Origin of the sequence: Flexilinea flocculi, assembly GCF_001192795.1 — a bacterium.
Lineage (GTDB): Bacteria > Chloroflexota > Anaerolineae > Anaerolineales > Anaerolineaceae > Flexilinea > Flexilinea flocculi.
On the sequence record NZ_DF968180.1, the window covers coordinates 1 to 23175 of the forward strand.

The 23175-nt window shown below is 42.7% G+C and carries 19 protein-coding genes; 3 read left to right on the forward strand and 16 right to left on the reverse strand.

Annotated features, from left to right (window positions below):
* Positions 1-16: 16 nt before the first annotated feature.
* The 11 genes from ATC1_RS02130 to rfbC (ATC1_RS02180) form a co-directional block, all read right to left on the reverse strand.
* Entirely contained in the window at positions 17-1480 is a 1464-nt protein-coding gene (locus tag ATC1_RS02130; protein WP_062277905.1) for an IS5 family transposase, read from the reverse strand.
* Positions 1481-2010: 530 nt separating this feature from the next.
* Positions 2011-3201 (reverse strand): UDP-galactopyranose mutase, encoded by a 1191-nt coding sequence (gene glf, locus ATC1_RS02135; RefSeq protein ID WP_201777226.1) that lies wholly within the window; start codon positions 3199-3201, stop codon positions 2011-2013.
* Positions 3188-3757 (reverse strand): dTDP-4-dehydrorhamnose 3,5-epimerase, encoded by a 570-nt coding sequence (gene rfbC, locus ATC1_RS02140; RefSeq protein WP_062277908.1) that lies wholly within the window; start codon positions 3755-3757, stop codon positions 3188-3190. Before rfbC (ATC1_RS02140) ends, glf begins: the two co-directional genes overlap by 14 nt.
* A 1-nt stretch (position 3758) precedes the next feature.
* Entirely contained in the window at positions 3759-4688 is a 930-nt protein-coding gene (locus tag ATC1_RS02145; RefSeq protein WP_236688105.1) for an NAD-dependent epimerase/dehydratase family protein, read from the reverse strand.
* Positions 4679-5737 carry a CDP-glucose 4,6-dehydratase gene (gene rfbG, locus ATC1_RS02150; protein WP_152024201.1) on the reverse strand — a complete coding sequence of 353 codons (1059 nt, stop codon included), beginning with the start codon at positions 5735-5737 and terminating at the stop codon, positions 4679-4681. Before rfbG ends, ATC1_RS02145 begins: the two co-directional genes overlap by 10 nt.
* Positions 5737-6516 (reverse strand): glucose-1-phosphate cytidylyltransferase, encoded by a 780-nt coding sequence (gene rfbF, locus ATC1_RS02155; protein WP_062277913.1) that lies wholly within the window; start codon positions 6514-6516, stop codon positions 5737-5739. The genes rfbG and rfbF overlap by 1 nt, the downstream gene beginning before the upstream one ends.
* Positions 6517-6554: 38 nt before the next feature.
* Complete coding sequence (locus ATC1_RS02160) at positions 6555-9677, reverse strand: DUF4422 domain-containing protein (protein ID WP_062277916.1); 3123 nt, start codon at positions 9675-9677, stop codon at positions 6555-6557.
* 310 nt (positions 9678-9987) lie between these two features.
* Positions 9988-10872: a dTDP-4-dehydrorhamnose reductase gene (rfbD, locus tag ATC1_RS02165; RefSeq protein WP_172667694.1), complete on the reverse strand. Its 885-nt coding sequence runs from the start codon at positions 10870-10872 to the stop codon at positions 9988-9990.
* 4 nt (positions 10873-10876) lie between these two features.
* Positions 10877-11743: a glucose-1-phosphate thymidylyltransferase RfbA gene (gene rfbA, locus ATC1_RS02170; protein ID WP_062277922.1), complete on the reverse strand. Its 867-nt coding sequence runs from the start codon at positions 11741-11743 to the stop codon at positions 10877-10879.
* A 40-nt stretch (positions 11744-11783) separates the two neighbouring features.
* Positions 11784-12845: a dTDP-glucose 4,6-dehydratase gene (gene rfbB, locus ATC1_RS02175; RefSeq protein ID WP_062277926.1), complete on the reverse strand. Its 1062-nt coding sequence runs from the start codon at positions 12843-12845 to the stop codon at positions 11784-11786.
* Complete coding sequence (rfbC, locus tag ATC1_RS02180; protein WP_062277929.1) at positions 12842-13387, reverse strand: dTDP-4-dehydrorhamnose 3,5-epimerase; 546 nt, start codon at positions 13385-13387, stop codon at positions 12842-12844. The genes rfbB and rfbC (ATC1_RS02180) overlap by 4 nt, the downstream gene beginning before the upstream one ends.
* Positions 13388-13756: 369 nt before the next feature.
* On the opposite strand from rfbC (ATC1_RS02180), the gene ATC1_RS02185 reads away from it, so the two are divergent.
* Together ATC1_RS02185 and ATC1_RS02190 are read left to right on the forward strand one after the other, a co-directional pair.
* The gene (locus ATC1_RS02185; protein WP_062277932.1) at positions 13757-14233 is read left to right on the forward strand and encodes a hypothetical protein; all 477 of its coding nucleotides are present in this window, start codon (positions 13757-13759) and stop codon (positions 14231-14233) included.
* Between the two features lie 13 nt (positions 14234-14246).
* Positions 14247-16637 (forward strand): glycosyltransferase family 4 protein, encoded by a 2391-nt coding sequence (locus ATC1_RS02190; protein ID WP_062277935.1) that lies wholly within the window; start codon positions 14247-14249, stop codon positions 16635-16637.
* An 18-nt stretch (positions 16638-16655) separates the two neighbouring features.
* Here ATC1_RS02190 and ATC1_RS02195 read toward each other — a convergent pair whose 3' ends face one another.
* From ATC1_RS02195 to ATC1_RS02215, 5 genes are all read right to left on the reverse strand, one after another.
* Positions 16656-18431: a glycosyltransferase family 2 protein gene (locus ATC1_RS02195; protein ID WP_062277938.1), complete on the reverse strand. Its 1776-nt coding sequence runs from the start codon at positions 18429-18431 to the stop codon at positions 16656-16658.
* Positions 18432-18458: 27 nt separating this feature from the next.
* On the reverse strand, positions 18459-19193 hold the full coding sequence (locus ATC1_RS02200) for an ABC transporter ATP-binding protein (RefSeq protein ID WP_062277941.1): 735 nt from the start codon (positions 19191-19193) through the stop codon (positions 18459-18461).
* Between the two features lie 8 nt (positions 19194-19201).
* On the reverse strand, positions 19202-20038 hold the full coding sequence (locus ATC1_RS02205) for an ABC transporter permease (RefSeq protein ID WP_062277944.1): 837 nt from the start codon (positions 20036-20038) through the stop codon (positions 19202-19204).
* Positions 20039-20261: 223 nt separating this feature from the next.
* A complete protein-coding gene (gene miaA / locus ATC1_RS02210) occupies positions 20262-21203 on the reverse strand; it encodes a tRNA (adenosine(37)-N6)-dimethylallyltransferase MiaA (protein WP_062277947.1) in 942 nt (313 codons plus the stop codon).
* Positions 21184-21555, reverse strand: coding sequence for a YraN family protein (locus ATC1_RS02215; RefSeq protein ID WP_062277951.1), 372 nt, complete (start codon positions 21553-21555; stop codon positions 21184-21186). The genes miaA and ATC1_RS02215 overlap by 20 nt, the downstream gene beginning before the upstream one ends.
* 361 nt (positions 21556-21916) lie before the next feature.
* On the opposite strand from ATC1_RS02215, the gene ATC1_RS02220 reads away from it, so the two are divergent.
* On the forward strand, positions 21917-23068 hold the full coding sequence (locus ATC1_RS02220) for a thiolase domain-containing protein (RefSeq protein ID WP_062277955.1): 1152 nt from the start codon (positions 21917-21919) through the stop codon (positions 23066-23068).
* The last annotated feature ends 107 nt before the right edge of the window (positions 23069-23175 follow it).

Genomic DNA, 23175 nt, shown 5'->3' on the forward strand with positions numbered 1-23175 from the left:
TAGGGGTTGTTCCATATTATGCAAGTTGTGGAATAGCCCCATTTTTTCTTCCAAAATTAATGAAAATATTGAACTTGCACAGGATTAAAATCCAATCTAAAAATTGCGACAAAAAATCTCTTAGCCTTTTAGCTAAGTTCAGAACTACAAAATACAGAGCAATCATGACCTTGCATGTATGTTCAGTCTTTCCTTTGATACAATCCATTCCATAGAACCGTTTCCCTTCACCAAATTTGCCTTCAACAGCATTCCGTTTTCTGGAATCCATTTGGGCAATTTTTCTTTCCGCTTTCTCCTGATTGACCTGTTTTCTGCCAAGTTTTGGCCCACTCAGTCGTATTCCTAATTCAGCACATTTTCGCCGGTTTTCTTTTGTTCGATAGATTTGATCTGCCAGAACAGCTTCCGGATAATGCCCCGTGCGAAGTTTATACGCTTCTATCTGTGACCAAAGGTCTTCACTTTCATTGTAGGAATCGAATTGGACGCGATCCAAATATGAATACCCATCAATTACGCTGATCGATATCTTTGCTCCGAATTCTGTTTTATTTTTTGCTTTTCCCCGGACAATCGGACGAATGTATGGCTGTGAAATGCTGACAATCCGGTTTTCGACATTATGCTTTTTTGCGCGATACATTTCCTCCTGTTGTTGATATACCAGACGAGTTGTCTCCAATTCCCTTTTTTGTTTCTCACTCAATAATTCAATTAAACCCGGCTCTTTTTCCAGCATCTGATCGATAGTTTTGAAATTCCTCCTGACATAGCCGATTTGTGCTTTTATTGCATTTCGGATCGCTCTTTGACTTGGATTCCGGTTCTTTGCAAACATCAAATACTTTTTTCGGGCAGTTTTTCGATAAGTCCTTGGTTTCTTTTTCCGTTCGCTGCTTCCAGCATACATGATGTCGATGATTTTTTCCTGCTTTTCCCTTCCTTCATTCAATAGATCGGTATCTTTCGGATATCGTATATCGGAGGGTACGCAAGTTGCATCAATTATCAGTTCGCCCTTGTTGTCACCTTTTCTCTCATCATCGCTCTTTTTTCCAGCCGTATTTGAATTTTCTCCGGGACGTCCGATTTCCTCAATCAGTCCCATAATCATCCCCAGATCGATCCTGTCTCGCCATTTGCTCAACATACTGTAACTGAATGGCAGCTCAAATTCAAACCTTTCCAACCCGATAAAGTATTGTAAGTACGGACTTTCCACAATTGCTTCTATCGTTTTCCGATCTGACAAATCCATCATTCGCTGGATTATCAACGTCCCCAATCCCATTCTTACCGGATGCGCTGTGTGCCGGGATTTCTCAGAAAATTGTTTGGCATATTCTTTTTCAAAACTATCCCATGGGATGATTTCTGCTAATCTTACCCATCGGTTTTCCGGATTTAAATTCCGATCGAATTGATACCACTGAGCGGTTTTACACAAATCTTGCTGTTGATTCTTTCGCAGATACATCGGCTTTTCTTTCTGATTGATGCAAGGTTTTTTGGTTCTTTTTGCTTTTTTCCGTGCACTAATTGTATCAGAAAGATCCTTTTTTATCCAATTTTACTCGTAGTTTTATGCCATCCTTAACAAATATTTCCTTTAGGAACAACCCCTAATTAACCTTTACGTTATGCTATAGTAATACAGCAACTTGTCAGGTTTTGAGAGGAGGAATTCTTCACCTCGATGATGTTGGGGGTGCCATTGCTTTCAAAAAATCGACTGACTCGCAAGGAAAAATTATTGATTCGTTAGAGTATTCTGCTGAAGATGAAATCGCTCTGGATTATAGAAAAATACAAAACACTTTCAATGTCGATTTTTATTATTCATATCCACGGGTGGAGGCTTTTACTAAGTTTTTGAGCAGCATCTCAATTTAGCACAACATTTTTCCGATTTCGATTTACGCCTAATGAGCTTTGTTCTCCTCGGGATTCAAAGCTCTTTTTTATTCCCAAGTGTAAAACTCGGGTTTCGTTGTTTTTGTTCTCCATTTATGCTAAATCTCCCGAAAAATAACGACCAAGCTGATTGCAAAGCTCTAGTGCTCGTTCAAGCGTCTGATCCATATTATAATATCTAAAATCGGCCAAGCGACCACAGTAGAACAGATTTCTGATAGAGTCCGCTTTTCGCTTAAGGGTAGCATAATGCTGCTGGCTTTCCACAGTAAGAATAGGATAATAAGGCTCGACCTGATTTTCGGCTTGATAGGGCAGCGGATATTCAACCGCATAGCTTGTACCATGAACATCTTGAACAGGGAGTTTCTTATATTCTGTAATGCGGGTATATCCCTCTGCCTGAGGATAGGCAACCACAGGAGCATCCTGCAAGCTGTTTATCTCTTCGTATTTCCATTCGAAGCGGAGGGAGCGGTAGGGGAGTGCACCCTTTTCTTCAAGCAGCTCATCAAGCGCCCCAGTATAGATAACCGGAATATCCATTGGTATGTCGTCTATCAGCAATGCATCACCGGAAGGTGTTACTCGTAGATGGTCGAGAGCTTCTATGCCCAGTTCTACCTGTATATTGGAATGATTAAGCAGTTTCTGAAAAAAATGTGTATAGCATATGTGAGGCATAATCTGATAGGAATCGTCGAAATAACCTGTTTTATAAGAGAATAGAATCGGCACGCGCTTGAGCACGCTTACATCGATCTCAGTGGGAGAAATGCCCCATTGCTTGGCTGTATAAAGGCTATAGTCCTTTTCAAACAAAAACGTGGCGTATTCCTTTATTACAGGATCTGGATGCTCCAGAAGATCGATGATTGTGGCTTTGTCCTGACCGGGGTATGCCAAGACCAATCGGTTTTTTAAATTCTCCGCCTGTTCAGAGGGGTAATAATCATCAATTGTTTGAAAATTAAAAGGACTGGGGGTGTATTTTCCGTCGATTTTTGTCAAACAGGTCAAATTATACTTATCCCATGTTCCAAACTGGCATAAATAATCGTAAAGATACTTTTTATTTGTATGAAATATATGAGGACCATATTGATGTACCAAGATACCGTGCTCATCTACGTAATCATACATATTGCCAGCAATATGATTGCGTCTTTCCCAGATAACAACATGTTTCCCTAGTTCTTCAGCCAAATAACGTGCAATTACGCTGCCACTAAGACCACAACCTACAACAAGGCAGTCCATCTTTCTTTTTTCAGAACCCACCATATGTTTCCATAAACATCGAGAATGTTTGCAGGTTTTTATCTTTTTCTGCAAGAATTATCTGATAATCTACTAGTTCCAAGGGCCATTTTATCCCGATATTCGGGTCGTTCCACATAATACCATCATCATATTCACCATAAAATTTTTCAGCACATTTGTAAGACATGATCGACTGTTCAAGGACAAGATAGCCATGAGCGCATCCTGCGGGAATGAGCAGCTCGCGCTTGTTTTCCTCATTGAGCTCAAAGTTGAGCCATTTTTTAAATGTAGGGCTATCCTTGCGCAAATCCACAACAACGTCAAAAACCTTTCCCAACACACAACGAATCAGCTTAGGCTGTTGTTTTTCACGTTGAAAGTGCAAAGCACGGATTACGCCTTTATATGAGTTGGTGTAAAAAACCTCTTTCAAGTCGTATTCAATGCCGTTTTGCTCAAATATCTCTTTGGAATAATCTTTCAGAAAATATCCTCTGCCATCGTCTGCGTAAAAAGGCTGCACCTCGATTAATCCTGCAATCTCTGTTTCTTTAAATTCAAACTTCTGCATCATCTCAGTTTTTCTCCGACAAGGATTCAATCCATTCCTTTGTGCGTTTTACACCCTCTGCAAAAGTAACTTCGGCTCGGAAACCAGTGTCCCTTTCTGTTTGCGAGCAGTCAAACTGTCCGATGTCAAGATTGATTCCTGTGAACGGAATGTCTCCAAAAATAAAATCAAGATTTGGCGCTATGGAAGCTTTCATCTCAAGCAAAAAATCGCGCAGAGGACGTGCCGTTGAACTTCCGATAAGATATTCGTAGAATGGCTTTCCATTTTTTCCTATTAGATAAAAGGCGCGCGCAACGTCATCAATGTAGACAAAATCGTAGTTTTGGTTCCCTGCAGTAAACTGCGGAGGTTCACCCGCAATGACCTTACGAATTGTGGTATTTACCATTCTGGGGCTAAACTCTCCCACACCATATGCATTTGTGATCTCGGCCCAAACCAATTCAATGCCAATTTCCGCTGCAATAGACTTACACATGACGTGTGCAATCAACTTGCCGCCGCCGTAGATATAACCCAATCCCGGTTTGTTACCCTGAGTATAGGCTGCTGCCATTGCTTCATGTTCCATTATACTGCCAGCACATATAAAGCGCTTGCAACCGAGTTCCTTGGCTAACCGCAGAGAATTTACCGTCCATTGAGCATTCTGAAGTTGTAATGCTGTGTCTGTACGCGCAAGTCCTGCGCTTCCCGCCCACGCAAAATGAAAGAAAAAATCATAATTTCCAATAGGTATAATGTCTTTGACAGCTGCGATATCTGCCAAATCGAAAGGCACAAATGTCACTTTATCGCTTTGTCGAATATTATTGTTGCAACCCTCGCGGTCAAGTGCCCAAATCTGCACATCATGCTTGAGAAGTTCGCGCACAAACGCACTGCCAACAAAACCATTTGCACCAGTAATAATTGCAGTTTTCAATTCCATCCCTCCAAATATTTATCAATTTGTCTGTTCATTATAGCTGGAATGTCTCCTCCATTCAGCCAGATATGTGCCCATTCGCAGGTTTTTTCAACAGCATCAGTAATATGCCATCGTGGCGTCCAGCCAATTATCGACTTGATTTTTGAACAATCCAGTTTTAGAAAACTTGCTTCATGCGGGCCACCCATCAATCTGCTTTCCCATTTAGCATTGTTACCCCACAGGGAACAGAACAGCTCCACTAGTGCACCGGTGGTCACGCAATCACATTCATCGGGGCCTACGTTGTACCAGTTGGCATATTTGCGATTTTCGAATTGCTTCTGTGCAATCAACAGATAGGCAAAAAGTGGTTCCAGAACATGCTGATAAGGACGAGTAGAGTGAGGATTCCGCACAATAATTGTCTCTCCTTTTTTAATAGCTCGCAAACAGTCTGGAATAATCCGGTCGCTGGCAAAATCACCACCACCAATCACATTACCCGCACGCGCGGTTGAAACAGCAACATCTCCATTCAAAAAAAAACTGTTCTTGTAACTGTGAGTGATAAGTTCAGAACAAGATTTTGAATTGGAATAAGGGTCAAGGCCATCAAGCGGATCAGTTTCCCTATAGCCCCAGGCCCATTCGTTATTTTGATATACCTTATCTGTTGTAATATTAAGGAAGCTCTTAACACTTCTATTTCTTCGGACACATTCAAGAATATTGACTATCCCCATTACATTGACTTCGTAAGTATAAGCGGGATCCCTATAGCTCTCACGAACAATAGGCTGAGCTGCTAGGTGAAATACGATTTCTGGTTGTGCGTTTTGAAAAGTCGCTGAAAGTGTAGATATATCACGAATATCACCGATAACAGATGTCATTTGTTTCTCTAAATCAGTCATTGAGAACAGATTGGGTTCAGTTGGTGCAGGTAGAGAATATCCGATTATCTCAGCTCCGGCTTTTGCCAAAATCATACAAAGCCATGTACCTTTAAAACCGGTATGGCCGGTTACAAATACTTTTTTCCCGCGATAGAATGTTAGATCAATCATTAATCCTCCCAAACTTTCCAGGGAGCGTTGCCTTTTGCAAGGAGATCCTCTAGAAGCTGCTTGTCCCGCATAGTGTCCATACACTGCCAGAAGCCATCATAATAATAAGCGATCAATTGACTTTCCCTTGATAGCTGTTCCAAAGGTTGTTTTTCAAATGTCGTTGCATCTCCATCAATATAATCGATTACCTGAGGTTCCAGAACCATAAAGCCACCGTTGATCCATCCACCATCTTCCTTACGTTTTTCCGCAAATCGGCTTATCGTCTGATCCGGTTGAATTTCGAGCGATCCAAAGCGACCTCTTGGTTGGATTGCGGTCAGGGTTGCCAGTTTACCGTGTGAACGATGAAATTCCAGCAGTTTGCCAAGATTTAAGTCACACAAACCATCGCCATAGGTCATCATGAATGTTTCATTCCCTATGAAATCTTTGACCCGTTTGATTCGGCCTCCAGTCATGGTGTTCAAACCGGTGTCTATCACAGTAACCTTCCAAGGTTCTGTCTTATTGTTGTGGATGATAATTTTGTTTTTATTAGTAAAATCAAACGTAATATTAGAACGGTGCAAATAGTAATTGCAGAAATATTCTTTAATTATGTTCTGTTTATATCCTGCACAAATAATAAACTCATTGAATCCATAACAAGAGTATGATTTCATTATATGCCACAGAATTGGCTGACTTCCAATCTCTATCATCGGTTTGGGTTTTGTGAGGCTTTCTTCAGATATTCTGGTACCGAAACCACCTGCTAATAATACTACTTTCATGATTATTTTCCTTTTCAATAAAATTCGATTTCAACTAGCTATTGGTTTTGTAGCCAATATTTAGGGTGGAAAATTATATAATAAACCTGTTTACAGAGATTCCAACGATGAGAGTCTTTTGGTAGAATTTTTTTAAGAAATTCACGCCGTCTCGTACCTATTGGTAATATCTTATCCGCAATTTTGCGAGGTGTTACGACGTCAACACCCTTATGAACGTCGATACTGTTATGAGGCGATCCCAGTTTATTATCTATCATTGCGGATAAGATAACTTCATAATAAATGGTCTGTCGCGCGTAATGCCAGAAGTAATGTGCTAAATCAACATGCGGTTCAAAACATGGGATAAAGCGACCCGCATAATGAATGGCTTTAGGAGCTTTTCTTGCTTCTAAATAATCTTTATAAATTGTTATAGGAGCAAAAAACTCCGAAAGTTGATAGGGTAAATCATATAGATGAGCCATAAAATTCCAAGATTGATCAAGAAGCTTCACCTTTCCTTCACAAATCATGTTCAGAACGTCTTGGTCAAACCATTTCCAATTTTCAGATGAAGCTATTTCGAACAGTTCATCAGTAGTATATCTCGCTTTAAACTCATCAATATTTATTAGAAGTACTCCTGCATTAAAATATTCGAATTCCCGCTTCAGCCCTAATATCTCTTTGTTATACTTGTTCTGTTCATGTCCCGGCATATTACACCATCCTGCCATAACCGAATCACGGGCTGCTGCAATCATGTATCCTTCTATATCTATGTTGTATAGATCCGCAATATCTGTATTGATTACAATGTCACAATCTAAATAGATTGCTTTTTTGTATCCAATTAAAATGTCAGGAACTGCTAGCCGCACATATGTTGTTGGTGTAACATGCATTCGAGTATAAAGGTTTTGTCCCCCTATATAATTATATGCATTTGCAAAACGGATTGATAAATTTCTATTGGAAAAAATAAACCTTTGTAAATAATCTTTATTACGGTCGCAGATTCCATCACTGACTATGATGAAATCATAGTTGTTTTTAGGTGACATATTTTCAATTATCGACTGAAGCAACACTGTGAGAAAGGGAACATATGCATCACTGGATGCCATAACTACAGCAATATTGTTTTCTTGAAATGCTGGTTTAAAATGCATGCGTTTTTGTGGATGTTCTACTTTGACTAACTGAAGCTCCTTTGTTCTATACTTGCCCAGCTTTTGCAAATGGTTGTAGTAGATGGCAAACATACACTCACCCATGTATCCTGCCAATCTTTTCTGTTCCTGATTGAATTTTGATATGTCTAGCTTTTTCTCTAGCTGGAATAGCACGTTAAACAAACGTTCACTGTAGTCAAAAAACAATTCTTTTTTGAGAATGTAACAGTTAAATGCGCGCCATATATGACCATTGAAATATTCATCAATATCTTCGGAATATTCGGGATATGTTTCTTTGAAAATCTTGATAAATAAATCTACGCCCATCATGTTATACACATAGGCATTATTTTCTAAAGATTTATAAACTGTCAATCCTTTTTCCAAATCATTGAGATCCATAGGCACAAGGCTAATGACATCATATTTCTCAATTACCTTTCGCATGGCAGTTTCATTTAAATTATGGCGGTAGATAAATTCTGGATCAATTTGTTGCTCAACTACATGCTTATAAATATCTGTTTCTTCAAATTGTTTATCAGCAAAAGATTGAAACCTTCTGTAATGACACAACCCATAATAGTCTGCCTCAGCGTTTTTCCATGCCCAATATTGAACTGTTAACTCACAAAAAGTATCTCTCTTTTCGGAAATATTCTCTAATGTGTTATCTCCCGGGATCTCCGATTCCTTATTATCAAAAACTGCGCCACATCGTACCGGATAATATAACGGATTGTCGATGATTTCACTCTCAAGATCGATTCGGTGAGAAACAAAAATCTTAATATCGCTCTTTTTGTAATCCGGACGATTTGTTTCGGGCGGACTTACACTCTTAAAATAGCTGTTTTGGAGCTCATGAATTCGTATCTCGGTTTTTTTTTCTATCAGATCAGTTAAAAAAACACCAAAAAAACGTTCGGCTACAAAGCCAATGGCGCGTTTACTGTACTCTGTGCGATTCGAGAGATCCAGTGTTTTATACAATTCTTCCAAAATAGGGAACAACCATTCACAATATTCAAAAAAGATATTTTTTCGCATAATATACATATTCAAATAATACCCCTTGGAAGAGTTCATATATCTGTTTGCAGCGGAAGAATATTCGGGATGCAGTCTTTTCAGAATATCGAGTGCGCATTTTAGGTCGTCGATATGATGTTCTGGACATAATTCATATTGTCGTTCAACGGTTCGATTAATTCCTAATTCTTTTGAGGAAATCCAGTCAAATGGTTTAGGAACAATAATATCATAGCTTTCGATCAGAGAGCGCATCTGTTCCTCAAATAATTTAAGACTCCTTATTGCATAAGAATCAATGGAATTAAACTCAATGCCAACATTTTTCCTTTCATAAAGCAACTGATTATTGAAAGACAAATATCTTCTGTTGTGAAAAAAACCATAATAATCTGCACTGACATTTTTCCATGCCCAGAATTGTGCTGTTAGTTCGCAAAACGACTCATTCTTCTTAGATATATTTTCACCTTCATCATCATGAAGCATGCTTTTAAAGCGATGTTCCGCTAAAGTTGTGCCTGTCTGAATGGGGAAAAGCAAAGGGTTTTCTGGTACATAACTTTCTGTTTTGCAAGCAACAAATATCTTAATATCAGTTTTTTTGTCGCTTTCTTTTTTTTCATAAGGCTTAGAGTCCTTGTTAATACTAATATAACTTGTGTGTTTTAATAATCTGCTATATTGTATAAGCTCCCTACCTTCTGATTTGCCATACAATTCATAATGCAACAATGCATTCATTCCAAGGCTTTTAACATCCGGATTTTTCAGGTAGTACTCTTTTGTGGAAAAATTTGGAGAAGGGTCTATGCCTTCTTCTGTGCCATGTTCTAAAAAATGGAGAACTGGATTTTGATCCGAATTGTATAAATATTTGTCTTGGTACCATTTTTCATCAAATAGATTTGAGTTTTTAATTGCTTTAATATTTCTTTTACTATATATTTGAAGACCAAAATTCATACCAATTTCCCTTATAAATTTATTTTTTATTCAAAACATATTATAAATAATAAACGACTGTAACTATTATACTTTTTGATGCCCTTTACAATTTATCCCCATCTTTACCAACAATTTTGTACACATTTGTACACAGAAGTATATATATTATAAAAGCAATTAGTGCCTTGGTTATATAAAAAATGGCATATAAAAAATGGTATTTATTTATTTATTTATTTCAGTAAAGTTGTTCCAATAGATGTGTAAAATTCAGATTAAAAACAAATTTCCCACTGAGAAAAATAAAGATTGAAATGAACAACAAAAATTATTGTAGGCACAAACGAAGTTGATTTTCCCAATGTGTAACAGAAGTATTAAATGATTTCACAATTCTGTCACAATTAAGCACTGAAAAAGGTGGACGTAACGCGGGGGTATAAAATTCTATTGTTTTAGCAGTTAATATTTCATTAATAATAAAATTCTCGTTTTGTGGAAAAAAATCAAGAATTCTTTTTGCCCAATCATACCGGCTGGCTTCTCCGCCGCTTGTCAGATGGTAAATCCCATTTCTTTCTGCAAACCAATTATACAATGGCTTTTCGGCGATTATGGCTTGGGAAAGGATTGCAGCGGTTGCTTCCGCGACAAAACGAGCCCAGGTTGGATTTCCAATCTGATCATCCACGATCCGGATCGTTTCATACTTCTTTGCCCATTCCAGAAATTTTGTAACAAAACTGTTCCCGCGCATCGAATAAAGCCAGGCGAGCCGGAAAATCAGAGCAGAACCAGTTTCTTGTTGGATTGACTGCTCCCCTCTCCATTTGCTGAGCCCATAGACATTGATCGGGTTCGGCTGGTCAGTTTCCACATAAGGAGTCTTCTTTGTTCCATCGAAGACAAAATCTGTCGAATAATGGATCAGCGGGATTTTTTTGGATGCACAGGCTGCTGCCAGCCAGCCAGGCCCATCCGCGTTGATCGCCATGGCTTTTTCCTTCTCGGTTTCGGCCAAATCAACGTTGGTATAGGCACTCGCGTTGATTACAATATCCGGAGCAACTGCTTTGACCGTATCTGCTATCTGTGTTTTGTCGGAGATATCAAATTGGGGATAGTCAACCGAAACCACTTCACCAACTGGCATCAAGGTACGGATCAGTTCCCAGGCTAATTGTCCTTTTTCACCTATCAATAAGATTTTCAATGAACTAACCTTTTGCAATTATTTCTAAATATTTCTGCATGGAGGGGTCGCCTGCTTCTTTTGACAGCAGCAGCAGTTGTTCCCGATCGATATAACCCATCCGAAATGCAATCTCTTCCGGGCAGCTTATCCGCATCCCCTGTCGGGTTTGGATTGCCTGAATAAACATTGCAGCCTGAATCAGGCTTTCGTGGGTCCCGGCATCCAGCCAGGCTATACCTCTTCGAAGAACCTGGACTTTCAATTCGCCGTTGTTTAAGTAAATGCGGTTCAGATCTGTAATTTCCAGTTCACCGCGTTTCGAAGGCTTCAAATTACAGGCGTATTCTGTGACCCAATGGTCGTAAAAATAGATTCCGGGAACAGCATAATTAGATTTGGGGTTCTTCGGTTTTTCTTCGAGACTGATCGCATTCCCTTCTTCATCAAAAGAGACAACGCCATATCTTTCCGGATCCGAAACTTCATAGGCGAAGACGACTGCCCCTTTTTCCAAGGATGCCGCGGTACGGAGTTTTGAAGGAATGTCTTGCCCGTAAAAAATATTGTCTCCCAAAACTAAACAGGCAGATTCACCGGACAGGAAATCTTTCCCGATGATAAAAGCCTGAGCCAGCCCCTCCGGTTTGGGTTGTTCGGCGTAAGCGAAAGAAATTCCCCATTGACTGCCGTCCGATAAAAGCCGTTTGTAGAGGGGTAAGTCATCAGGTGTGCTGATCACTAAGATTTCCCGGATTCCAGCCAGCATCAGCATGGAAAGCGGATAATAGATCATTGGTTTGTCGTACACCGGAAGCAATTGTTTGCTGATGACACGCGTCAGGGGGTAGAGGCGGGTGCCTTTCCCGCCGGCCAGGATAATGCCTTTCATAGGTTGTTTTTTCCTCCCAATATTTCAAATCGCTGCCGGATCAGCGCTGCTGATAATTCTGCTCCAGCCAGGCGTTAAATTCTTCTTTCTGCATCACGGATTGCAGCCAGGCGGTGTTGGACAAGTACCAGTCGATGGTTTCGCTTAGTCCCTGCTGCAGGTTGTGCTTCGGTTTCCAGCCCAGCTCCTGTTCAATTTTGGCGGTGTCGATGTCATAACGGAAATCATGCCCCGGCCGGTCGGTCACGAAGCGGATCAGGCTTTGATGCGGCTGCCCGTTCGCCAGCGGCAGTTTTTGATCCAGCAGATCGCAGATCGTGCGCACAATTTCCAGATTGGAGGGCTGGTTGTCCCCGCCGATGCAGTACGTTTCGCCGTCCCTGCCCTGTTTCAGGATGCGCAGGATGGCTTCGCAATGATCTTCGACGTGCAGCCAGTCGCGCACCTGGGCGCCCTGTCCGTATACCGGCAGCGGTTTTTGCATCATGCCGTTCAGGATCATCAGCGGGATCAGCTTTTCGGGGAACTGGTAGGGTCCGTAGTTGTTGCTGCAGTTGCTGATGGTAACCGGCAGGTGATACGTGGTGCCATAGGCTCTGACCAGATGGTCGCTGGAAGCTTTGGATGCGGAATAAGGGGAGTGCGGGTCATACGCTGTTTTTTCGGAAAATGGGGCATCCCCGGGTTGCAGCGCGCCGAAAACCTCATCGGTGGAAACGTGATGAAAGCGGAAGGGTCCGCTTTTCTCCGCCCAGGCGTTGCGGGCGGCCTCCAGCAGGGTGAAGGTCCCGACGATGTTGGTTTCGATGAAGGGCATCGGTCCGGAGATGGAGCGGTCGACGTGCGATTCGGCTGCAAAGTGGACGATCGTATCGATGGCTTCTTCGGCAAGGATCGCATTGACCAGCGGCCGGTCACAGATGTTTCCGTGGATGAAGCGGTGTTGCTGCGGGTTGGGGAGATTTTCGAGATTTTCCAGCCTGCCGGCGTAGGTCAGAAGATCCAGCGTCACGACGCGGACTTCCGGTTCACTGGCCAGCAGATGGCGCACAAAGTTGGATCCGATGAATCCGGCGCCGCCGGTTACCAATACATGTTTCATGCAAATACCTCCGCGTTTTGGAAAACTGCGCCATGGGCGTCTTTGGTGGAAAGAATGGGAGTCTGCCCCTGCAGCGGCCAGTCAATATGGATCTGCGGATCATCCCAGCGGATGGATCGTTCATATTGCGGCGCATAAAAATCGGTCGCTTTGTAAACGAATTCAGCGACGTCGCTGAGCACCAGAAAACCGTGCGCAAATCCCGGCGGGATCCACAGCATATTGAAATTTTCGGCGCTCAACACAGCTCCAGCCCATTTACCGAAAGTGGGGGAACTGCTGCGCAGATCGACCGCGACATCAAACACTTCGCCAACAATGACGCGGATCAGTTTGCCCTGCGGCTGTCGGATCTGATAATGCAGTCCACGCAGTACATTTTTGATGGAGCGCGAATGGTTGTCTTGCACGAAATCGGCCTGGATGCCGGCATCGGCAAAAACCTGCTGCTGCCAGCTTTCGAAGAAGAATCCGCGTTCATCGCGAAAAACTTGCGGGGTGATGAGGATAATTTCAGGAATGGATAATGGAGAAAATATCATAAAAATTCCACTTACCTGTTTCTTTCAATGTAATATTTTTTATTTTACCATACAACCAAGTAGAAAATATGCAATATTATACGAATCATTGAGCTTACTCTTGATTGCAAGGATCGCTTTATAGTATTAAAAAAAATTCGTTTTTTGAAAAATGATACTACACAGCAATTTGAAATATCGGCATGCTTTTCAAATAAAGAGAGAAAGCTTGTTGTTGTGTCGTTTTTGTGTTTCACGCAAAAACGACACAACAACAATTATTTCTTTACATATTTGGTATTTCTGGAATCTGAAGCAATAAATATGACATTAATAACTTAGAATTATTAAAAGATTTTATCACATGCGAAATTGGAGAAGACGTTGCCAATGGAGATCTCTCTTTATGATCTGGTCAAAGAGAATGCAGAAAAAAAGGGCATTTCGATTCGGTTTTCATTGCAGTTGCTGCAGTATATTTCGCAAGAGAACCCCTTCAAGACGGATGTTCTACGACTGTTGGAAGCGGATCAAGCGGAGACTTTTTTTGAGATGACCTCGTTTGCTTTAAAGAATGAACTTACTGCGCAGAAGATTCCATTCATGTTGAGCATGATCATTATCTTCAAAGGATATCCTGCTTTTCAGAAAGCCGTCATTAAATCCTTTTGTCACTCAAAAGTGTATCGTTATCATTGTAATCCGCTTGAAAATAATCTTTACGCTGACCACAGAGGAAAAATCATTACTTCCTTTCGGAGCAGACAAAATATCAAAGAACAGATTCGAAAAAAAATGTATCGCTCTTTTCAGAGTGCTCCGGGCTGGATGAAGCGTTTTTTGCGGATGATTTGGAAACGGATTTAAAGGATTGATTCTTATGAAAATCTATCTTGATCTGACTAATTTGATGCAGCAAGAATTTATTTCGGGTATACAGCGGGTAGTCCGTGAACTAACTGTTCGTCTGATACAACAAGCAAGAAACTTAAATTATGAGATAGTTCTTTTAAGTTATCATGAGGCATCAGGAAAGTATCTGATCCTCGATACAGAGAAAGTAGCTGACTTTTTTAAAGGAATCCCGGGTGAAAAAAGAGACTGTTATTCACAAGACTGCCTTTCTGTTTTTGATTTTGAAGGTGGATCAGTTTTTTTTGAATTGGATGCGGTTTGGATGAATCCTGTGCGGCGTTCTTTCCTATACCCGTTATTGAAAAACCATAATGTTCGTATCATCACCTTTTTCCATGATCTGATTCCAATTACCCATCCGCATTTCTTTCATTCAATCGGGATCATAAATTTCATGAATTTTCTGGAAGCAAATCTTCGCTGGGCAGACACATTTCTTGTCAGCACATCCAGTACGGCTGCTGAATTACAGATGATTCAGCAACGTCTCGGTTTTGAGCAACAGACGATTTCAGTTCTGCCACTTGGATTCAATTTTCATCAGGTTGATATACCTACCTCTGAAATTTCTGATTCTGTAAAAAAAATCAAAGAGTCCGGTCCGTATATTCTGTGTGTCGGGACGATAGAAATTCGAAAAAATCATCAGGTTATTCTGGATGCTTTTGATAAAAGGTTGCATCAGGATGGATTTCAGCTCGTTTTTGCCGGTCGCAATGGGTGGATGGCAGATGAATTGATGTCCCGGATCATGCGACATCCGCTGCGAGGGAAAGGTTTTTATTTTCTTGAAAATCTCGATGATACTTCCATGGATGAATTATACAGAAATGCATTCCTGACTGTCTCAGCATCATTTGTCGAAGGTTTTGGTCTGACGCTGATCGAATCTCTGATGCGTGGTACGCCGGTCATTGCCTCAAATATTCCCGTTTTCAGAGAAATTGGCGGGGAATTTTGCGATTATTTTGATCCATTACAGACCAATGACCTGATTCAAAAAATCGAGCGCTACCTTCATGATCCTCTGCAATATGCCGAGAAAAAAGCTTCATTGTCGGAATACAAACCATTGACCTGGGATGACTCGGCTGATGCTTTCGCAGAAGTTTTGTTTGCAGAAAAGAATAAGAAAAGCCTTTGCCAACCTTTAAAACAGATTATGATCCGTTCAGAACGAACAGACCTTCTGATTGAGACGCTCCGTTATTTGGAACATTTTCTTCCATTTATAACCGAAGCAGTCATTATTACATCTTCCATCAATCCGGAAAATTTTTCTCTGCATTGTAAAACTCGTCTGAAACTGATCTGGATTCTATTGGATGAAGCTGGTTTACAGTCACCTGTAAGCGAAAAACCATTTTGGTGGATTGCGGATGATCGCATTGATCCGGTATTCCTCCTGAGTGAAGATAATTACCGGCCGTTATTTCCTCTCTCCGAAGATTACTTTATTGAGAACGGAACGTTTAAAGTGTATTTCTGCGGCGATTTCTTCGCGTTGGACTTTCTGTCAGAAAGCCATTTTTTTACTGCTGAAGAGAGAAAAACAACTGATTTTTTGAAGGAACATCATTTTCCACTCCTGAATTATGATTCCTGCATGCCACAGGTTATCAGCAAGAATTGTTTCATGAAAATGATTCAGGAATATCCAGAGATCTGCAAGGGAGATCTTGATATTCGAAGCATCTACTTTAATATTACGGTACATACCAATCCAGATATATATATACCGCTGCCTTATCAGACGATGAATCGAGAGTTTGGGCCGTTAAGTGGAGAGTCATTTGTTCAACCAAAACGCTTCCAGTTTGAAAATTACGATGCTGCTTTATATGAAGCGGGACAGCCATTGTTTAACTTTTCTCAGGGCTGGCATGATGACACTCTACTCGAAAATATTAATAAAATTCAACATTATGAACGGGATTATCAAAAAAGATGGTCGGCAGCCATCGCTGAAAATGTTTTTTCTCAGATCTATGCGTGCCAATATCGGGAATTGCCTTCTTTTGTGATCGAATGTTGTCCCAATAAATTGTCATTCAGCATCCCCAGCCATTATCAATTCGTTCATGGAGCAGATAAACAAATTGATGTCCGCCTGGTTTGGCGAAAATTTCCAAAAGAAACCTTAAAAGGTTTTTCATTAAAATGGGAGCTTCGCTCAACCGAAAATGATCTTGTTTTTGAGGATCATGAAGATGTTTTCTTTGGACAAGCGGTAGTGACGCTCGGTGTCAACGTGCAAGCGGGTGAATCGGAACTGTTTTTCACTATTTCCGGGAATTTCTCCAAAACAGGAAAAATTTTTTCAAAAACAATTCCTGTTCAAATCCTTTTTTTATAATTCGATCGAAAAATGAAATTATTTTTGACCAAAAAAATCCAGACTATATTGTTCAAAACGTAAATATGGGGAGAGAAAAGGATCTGCAGGCACAACGAAATCTTTCCATTTTATTTTCAATTTGGAGAAATCCTGTTTTGCTCTTTGTATTTGAATTGAATTTGTGTCGTATCCACGGGAGAGAGATTCATGATGAACTAATTCAGCATAAGGTGTAAATAAATTGAACCATTTTTTTTGCAGCAACTGCAGGCATAAATCCACATCATTTAAATCTATACTGAAAATTTCATCAAATTTTCCTGCCTGGAAGAATTTTTGTTTGTTAACCATCAAACATGCCGCAGTAACACAGGAATAAGTGTTAACTTTTGTAAAAATTCCATAATACCCATTTTTTTTGCCATCAACACCCTGTGCGAAATGATAAACTGAATCAGGAATATAGCGGTCAAATCCTGCTCCTGCATGCTGCAGTCTGCCATCCGGAAAGCATAGTTTTACGCCCACAGCACCGACATCCGGCTGTTGCGCCAGTCCGAGCATTTCCTCGATCCATTGTGGGGTGATCACTTCGATATCGTTGTTGAGAAACAGTAGATATTCTCCGGATGATTGCTCTGCCGCCCAGTTGTTGATGGCGGAGTAATTGAAGGGGCTATCCCAACAAAGGATTTGTCCTGGGAAATTCGATCGGCCTTTCAGTTCCTCATAGTACGTGAAAATTTCCGGCGTCTGGCTGTTGTTTTCCGCGATGATGATCTCATAATTCGGATAGGTGGTTTTTTCCAGAATCGAATCGATACAGCGCTGCAAAATCGGCCGTTGGTCCTTGTTGGGGATAATGATCGACACCAGCGGCGATCCTTGCACGGCATAATGGACACGAAATGAATCCGGATAATCATTCGGCAATACATCTGCCTGGATGTGCATCCGTTCCAGATGATTCCGCAGCGCCAGCTCATCCAGCGGATTTGTTGTACTGGCAATCGGATGTCCCTTTGAATCGAGCCTTGCCTTTCGCGAATGATAAAGTACTGCCGGAATGTGGATCACATCGGATGTCTGTTCGACGCAGCGCAGGATCAGATCGTATGGATGAATCTCAAGGATTTGTCTTTTCACTTCCTGAGCTACAATTTTTTGCACAAGGTTTGTTTTGATAACCAGAAAATGTTCTAAATAATTGCCGCTTCGCAGGTTATATATGTTGAAATGGGGTTTAAACCATGGATCATAGCGCGTGCGCTTGCCTCGGATATGATCCTCATCGGAGTATACGACACAGGCTTGCGGATTTACGTTGATTGTTTTAACCACTTCCGACAAGGCAAACGGAGCCAATTCATCCCCTGCAGAAAGAAAGGCGCTGAATTCTCCACTCCATGTTGCTGCGTTGCTTTCCGTGTGGCTTAGCAGATGGATTTTGTGCCGAAGTTGAGCGGGAATGTAGCCGGCAAGCTGCTGCAGCTCCTCCGAATCAACAAAGAGGTACCACTCCCAATCGGGGTAATACTGTCTGGACACGGAGCGGATGGTTCTGAACAGCGAGTCTGTTGCTGCGCCCTTTTCGATGTTTGTGATGAGTGTGATGATGGGATGCTGTTGCAGGGAAGCGGTTGCTTTTTGAAAGGTCCATTTCCGAAAGAACTGCCATTCGTGTCGCAGAATCCAATACCAGTACGTTTTGAGAACGTGTTCCAGCAGCCAGGCATGCAGGATCCGCTTGATGGTTTTAAGTGGAAGGAGTATGCGCCATTGTTTTATGGATTGGATGACAGACGATTTCAAGCGAGTTCGACGCTACTTTCTTTCTGTTTATTGTGCCTTGTAGGCATCGGCGACTTCTTCCGCAGAGCCGGACATCTTGACCGTTCCATGTTCCAGCCACATTCCGCGGCTGCAGATTTTCTTGACGGTATCAGTGCTGTGCGAGACAAAAACGATGGTCGTACCGTGGCTCAGATAGTGCATCATGCGGTGGATGCATTTTTCCTGGAAGGGCGCATCACCGACGGACAAAATTTCATCCGCCAGCAGCAGATCGGGCTGGACGGCGGTCGCTGTTGCGAAAGCAAGGCGCGCGACCATGCCGGAAGAATAGGAGCGCAGCGGCGCATAGATGAAATCTCCCAGCTCGGAAAAGTCCACGATCTCGTCATACAGCTTGCCGACTTCGGCGTTGGTCAACCCCAATATGTTGCCATAGAGATAGATGTTTTCATGTCCTGTCAGATCCGGCACGAATCCGGCGCCCAGCTCAAGCATCGGGAAAACATTACCGCGGACGATGATTCTGCCCTCTTTGGGAGTCAGCACCCGTGCGATCACTTTTAACAGGGTGCTCTTTCCGGCACCGTTGCGACCCATGATACCGATGGATTCGCCGCGTTTCAGCTCGAAGCTGACATGACGCAGCGCCCAGAATTGATTAATTTTAATTTTCCGTTTGACAGCCTGTACAAAAAGATCTTTAGTCCCGGATATCGGTTCCGAGGGCATGCGGAAATAAATCCCCAAATTTTCAGCCTGAATTGCAAGATTTTGGTTCATGGTATCTCCTAAGCCCGGTAGGCAAATTCGTTGGAATTTTTGGTGAAAAGCCACCAGCCGAATAACAGGAAAACTACGCCATAGATAATTCCATTGATCCACAGGGATAGTTCCGGGATGGTTTGATAGAGTAGCGGATCCCTGAAGAGCGTCACATAAATGTACATGGGATTACTTTTATAAAGCGCAAGCGATTGCTCCGGAATAATATCCACGGGGTAAAACAGCGGTGTCAGATAGGTCCAGAGTGTGATGAGCACGCCCCAGATTTGGGAGAAGTCATTCAGGTAAGGCGTGATGGTTGCGACGATCAGGCTCATGCCAACGACAAAACAGGACAGCAGCAACAATGCCGGGATGATCATGAACATCTGGACCGAAAACTCCAGTTTGTCGATCAGTGCAATCAACAGAAACGGGATGAAAGTCAGGATCAGGTTGATTCCGTTGATCGCAATACCGGCCAGGATGTAAATTGTTTTGGGAAGGTAAACTCTGCGGATCATCGTTGCGTTGTACAGGATCTGCATCATCGCTTCGGCTGTGGATGACGCAAAAAAAGTAAAAATCATTTGACCACTGAGGATATAGAGCGGGTAATGAGGGATTTGAAATCGAAATAGTTGAGAAAAAACAACGACAAATACGATCATATTGAGCAGCGGGTTCAGCAGAGACCAGATGACGCCCAGGTAGGATCGTTTGTATCGGGTTTTAAAATTGGTATAAATCATCCGCCGCAGGATAAACCAGCGGGAATACAAACCTTTGGTTTCATCGATAAACGGTGAAACCAGCGCTGCAGAGTCATATACCGGGGTTGGATCAGTCGAAGTGTTTTTCAAAGATGGTTGCCTCTTGTTGTTCTTTCGAACACAGCGCTGCAGGTTATCCGTATGCAAGCTCGGTCCGAAAAGGAATTTTCTTGTTCAAGTTAATAATCCGCAATAGGTATTATAAAATCAAATTGGATTAAATCAGCAATTCGAAGTTTGGAGAGGATAAACTGTTGTTGTGATGTTTTTGTGCTTCGCGCAAAAACAACTCAACAACTACAATTATTTTTTTCTATTTCGAATCGCCGGGTTTCAATGAGAATCGGCAGGATTTCGCCTCCCGTCCCTGGTCACTGAGATCATACCAGTGAATCTGCGGATCAGAGCCTTTGAACCAGTTGGCCTGCCGGCGCACATAATTGCGCGTACCGCGCCGGATCTGCAGGACTGCCTCCTCCAGCGAAATCTCCTGCCGCAGATAAGCGCTGACCTCCCGGTATCCGATGGCGGACATGGAGGGCAATTCTGGAGAGAATCCTCTGTCCAGCAGTCCCCTCACTTCATTTACAAATCCGTTCTCAAACATCTGATCGATGCGCCGGTCAATGCGTTCATAGAGTTCCGCACGTGGACGAGTCAGCCCGATCACTAGCGGCTGATAGGGTGAATCGACCTGTTTTCGCTGTGCAGAAAAGAGTTCACCGCTTTTGAAGATCACCTCGAACGCGCGGATGGTGCGGCGCACGTTCTGATAATCGATTTTTGCGGCTGCAGCAGGATCGATGCAGCTCAATTTGCGGTGCAGATCCTCTGGACCGATGGCTTCCGCCCATGCTTCGAGCGCTTTTCGCATCGGCAGGTCGGGCGTCAACTCCGGCGGACTCCAGCCTTCCAGGACTGCGCGGATGTATTGGCCGGTGCCGCCGACAACGAGCACATTTTTCCCGCGCTGGTGGATATCCAGAATCGCTGCATGGGCTTTTTGTTGAAACAGCGCCAGACTCCAGGTTTGATCCGGTTCTGCGACGTCGATCAGATGATGGGGAATGCCCTGCATTTCTTCAACAGATGGTTTGGCAGTTCCGATATTCATGCCGCGATAAAAATAGCGGGAATCCGCAGAGACGATTTCTGCCTGGATCAGCTTGGCAAAAGCGATCGAAAATGCAGTTTTGCCGACAGCGGTCGGACCAACGATCACCGTAATCGGAATCTTAGAGATCGGCTGTGACATTCTCCATCCACTTCAGATCCACAGCGATTTTCTGCCGGGGGTCGTAGCTCACAGCAACAATATCAATGCGCCAGGCACTTGTTAAATCGTTCTCTTCCATATAATATTGCGCGGAAAGCATCATATGTTCGAGTTTTGTTTTCGTGACAGCTTCTTCCGGGTAACCGAATTTGTCGCTGGTTCTGGTTTTTACCTCTGTAAAAACGATTGTATCCTGCTGCACCAGAATCAGGTCGATTTCTCCGAAGGGTGTCCGGATATTGCGCCCGATCTGTCGCATCCCTTTTTGGCTGGCAGACTGCAGGGCGATGTTTTCTCCAAGATGACCGATGGTTACATTATGTTTTGTCATGCATGTATTTTAATGGATAAACCCTATTATTGTTATTACCCTTTAGGGGCGAGTCCCGTATGGTCCTATTTGTCATTGCGAGCCCTGCAAGGGCGAGTCTCGTATGGCCCTATTTGTCATTGCGAGCCCCGCAGGGGCGCGGCAATCTCCTAAACAAAGTGCAAAGTGTATCACACGAAAAAAGATTGCTTCTCTATGATCGCAATGTCAGATTCATTCAAGAATCATTCATTATGCAAATATTAAGCGTGAAACAAAAAAACAACACTTTAACTGATGATCTTTCTCATATTTCGAATTGATGGAAAAAGAATCGCAATTCACAATCGTACAAAGTATAATTGGAAAAGGAGTTAAGTATATGCGAGAAGTTGCGATTCTTGAAATTGGTCAAACCCCGGTTTCGGAACACTGGGATAAGAGTCTGCTGGAATTGGCTGGTGAGCCAGTGCTGCAGATTTTTCAGAAAACAGGCATCCAATCGGTGGACAGCGTGTTTGTCGGGAATATGATGGCTGGATCAGCCAACCATCAGCTCCACCTGGGATCCTATATTGCTGACTGGATCGGCGTACAGGGCGCCGAAGGAATCCATGTGGAAGCAGCCTGCAGTTCCGGCGCCGCCGCTGTGCGGGCATCATTGATTGCAGTTGCATCCGGGGATGTCGATTCTGCAATCGCTGTCGGTGTAGAAAAAATGACCGATTCTCCCTCTCCTGAAATTACTGGTGAACTGGCAACTGCAGCAGATGCCGATTTTGAACGGGATATGGGCGTTTCCTTTGTGTCGATTAACGCGCTGATCATGCGGCGTTATATGGAAGAATACGGCTGGGCAAAAGAAGCCTTTTCTGGTTTTTCCGTCAATGCGCATGCCAACGGCGTTCATAACCCCAATGCGCGCTTTCGATACTCCATTACTGCAGAGGATTATCGCAAAGCCTCCATGGTGTGTGATCCGATCAATGTCATGGATGCGGCAGGAATGGGAGATGGTGCGGCAGCGGTGTTAATTGTCCCGCTGGATCGCGTCAAAGGGATGGCACGAGCGGTCCGGATTTTGGCTTCTTCGGCTGCAACAGATACGATTGCGCTGCATATGCGCAAAGATCCGTTGTGGCTTTCAGCGGCAGAAAAATCTGCACGCAAAGCCTATGAACACGCAAAAATTTCACCTTCGGATGTCGATTTATTTGAGGTGCATGATGCCTTCACGATTATCGAGACACTATCTCTGGAAGCCTGCGGATTCGCGGAAAGAGGACAGGGACCAAGGTTGGCAGCTGAAAATGCCATCGTCCCGACAGGACGGATTCCCCTGGCAACGATGGGCGGGCTGAAAGCACGCGGACATCCGGTCGGAGCAACCGGTGTGTATCAGATTGTTGAAGCTGTACAGCAATTACGCGGAGAATGCGGTGCTGTTCAGGTACCCGATGCGCGGATTGCGATGACACAGAATATCGGTGGCAGTGGATCGAACGTTTATACGCACATTTTTCAGAAGCAATAGGAATTATTTCGATGAAAACGGTATTTTTATATAACCGATCATCGATCAAGATTTAATTTTAAATAGGAATAACAATACAACAATATCAGTGATTCGAAACTGAATAT

Coding starts and splice junctions, on each gene's coding strand:
- ATC1_RS02145 (WP_236688105.1), bottom strand. CDS start 4,688: ATGGAATTGAAAACTGCAATTATTACTGGTGCAAATGGTTTTGTTGGC.
- rfbA (WP_062277922.1), bottom strand. CDS start 11,743: ATGAAAGGCATTATCCTGGCCGGCGGGAAAGGCACCCGCCTCTACCCC.
- glf (WP_201777226.1), bottom strand. CDS start 3,201: ATGGTGGGTTCTGAAAAAAGAAAGATGGACTGCCTTGTTGTAGGTTGT.
- ATC1_RS02200 (WP_062277941.1), bottom strand. CDS start 19,193: ATGAACCAAAATCTTGCAATTCAGGCTGAAAATTTGGGGATTTATTTC.
- rfbC (WP_062277929.1), bottom strand. CDS start 13,387: ATGATATTTTCTCCATTATCCATTCCTGAAATTATCCTCATCACCCCG.
- ATC1_RS02185 (WP_062277932.1), top strand. CDS start 13,757: ATGGAGATCTCTCTTTATGATCTGGTCAAAGAGAATGCAGAAAAAAAG.
- rfbB (WP_062277926.1), bottom strand. CDS start 12,845: ATGAAACATGTATTGGTAACCGGCGGCGCCGGATTCATCGGATCCAAC.
- ATC1_RS02160 (WP_062277916.1), bottom strand. CDS start 9,677: ATGAATTTTGGTCTTCAAATATATAGTAAAAGAAATATTAAAGCAATT.
- rfbF (WP_062277913.1), bottom strand. CDS start 6,516: ATGAAAGTAGTATTATTAGCAGGTGGTTTCGGTACCAGAATATCTGAA.
- miaA (WP_062277947.1), bottom strand. CDS start 21,203: ATGTCACAGCCGATCTCTAAGATTCCGATTACGGTGATCGTTGGTCCG.
- ATC1_RS02190 (WP_062277935.1), top strand. CDS start 14,247: ATGAAAATCTATCTTGATCTGACTAATTTGATGCAGCAAGAATTTATT.
- ATC1_RS02215 (WP_062277951.1), bottom strand. CDS start 21,555: ATGACAAAACATAATGTAACCATCGGTCATCTTGGAGAAAACATCGCC.
- ATC1_RS02130 (WP_062277905.1), bottom strand. CDS start 1,480: ATGTATCTGCGAAAGAATCAACAGCAAGATTTGTGTAAAACCGCTCAG.
- ATC1_RS02220 (WP_062277955.1), top strand. CDS start 21,917: ATGCGAGAAGTTGCGATTCTTGAAATTGGTCAAACCCCGGTTTCGGAA.
- rfbC (WP_062277908.1), bottom strand. CDS start 3,757: ATGATGCAGAAGTTTGAATTTAAAGAAACAGAGATTGCAGGATTAATC.
- rfbG (WP_152024201.1), bottom strand. CDS start 5,737: ATGATTGATCTAACATTCTATCGCGGGAAAAAAGTATTTGTAACCGGC.